Source organism: Methylobacterium sp. WL103 (assembly GCF_008039885.1).
Taxonomy (GTDB): Bacteria; Pseudomonadota; Alphaproteobacteria; order Rhizobiales; family Beijerinckiaceae; genus Methylobacterium; species Methylobacterium cerastii.
Genome location: NZ_VRUX01000943.1, coordinates 1 through 1128, shown reverse-complemented (window position 1 = coordinate 1128; position 1128 = coordinate 1). Strand labels below are relative to the sequence as shown.

Below are 1128 nucleotides of genomic sequence, written 5' to 3'. Positions count from 1 at the left end.
GCGCTAGCCCGCGCCGTCGGGGGCGGCGCCGCCTCGCTGATGGCCTATGCCGCGGTGATCTGGGCGATGCGGCTCGGGGCGATGGGGCCGGTCTCGGCGCTGCGCGAGACCAGCGTCGTCTTCGCAGCACTTCTCGGCCGCTTCGTCCTGAAGGAACGCCTCACCGCCGGCCGAATCGTCGCCTGCCTCGTCATCGCGGCCGGCGCGGCGATGATCGGCCACGGCTGAGCCGAGGCGGCGGGTTCAGGTTCCGGGCTTGGCCAGCGCCCGGGGGGCGGGGCTGACGACGCTCGCCGCGTTGTTGCGGATCTCGTAGACGGCGAGCGCGCGGTCGCTGAGGCCGTCGGGGCGGAAGCGGAAGGTGCCGTCGATGCCCGAGAACCCGGAGCTCTTCGTCAGCGTCGCGTCGGCGAAGCGCTGGGTTCCGTATTGCCGCGCGAGCGCCGCCGTGAGCGAGACCGCGTCGTAGGCGAGCGAGGCGACCCGCGGCGGGCTGGTGCCGAACCGCGCCTGGTAGCGCCCGGCGAAGTTGCCGAAGCCGCCGGCGTCCGGCGCGGCGAACCGCCCCCCCTGCAGCGCCGGCAGGGCGAAGAGCCGCGGCTCGTTCCACACCGCCGTGCCGATCGGCCGGATACGCGACGGCGCGAAGCCCGCCTTGGTGAGCGCGGCCGCCACCGCCGGCAGCCCCTCGGCGGTCTCGGGCAGGAACAGGGTGTCGGCCTGCGCGCCGGCCCCGGTGATCAGGCCGCCGAGGCGGGCGATCGCCGGCTCCGACGCGCCGGGGACGTAGCGCTCGATGCCGACGAGGCGGGCGCCCTTGCGCGCCACCGCCTCGCGGAACTGCGCCTCGACGGCGTTGCCGTAGGCGTTCTCGGGGATCAGCGCGGCGAAGGACCGGCGCCCGCCCGACACCGATTCCTCGACGATCCGGTCGACCTCCGCCTGGGGCAGGAAGCTCAGGAGGTAGGTGCCGGGGGCGGCCACGCTCGCATCGGTCGAGAACGCGATCACCGGCTTGCCCGCGGCCCGCGCCGGCACGGAGGCGGCCGAGACGTTGGCGGCGAAGAGCGGGCCGAGCACCAGCTCGGCGCCCTCGGCGATGGCGCCGCTCGCCGCCTCGCGGGCGCC

General features: G+C 76.0%; 2 protein-coding genes. One reads left to right on the top strand and one right to left on the bottom strand.

Annotated features, from left to right (window positions below; genetic code table 11):
- A partial coding sequence (locus FV222_RS26900; protein WP_147816185.1) for an EamA family transporter occupies positions 1–228 on the top strand: 228 nt, incomplete at its 5' end.
- Positions 229–243: 15 nt separating this feature from the next.
- On the opposite strand, the gene FV222_RS26895 is transcribed toward FV222_RS26900, so the two are convergent.
- Positions 244–1128 (bottom strand): penicillin-binding protein activator (locus FV222_RS26895; RefSeq protein ID WP_147816183.1); only part of this gene is annotated, 885 nt, incomplete at its 5' end.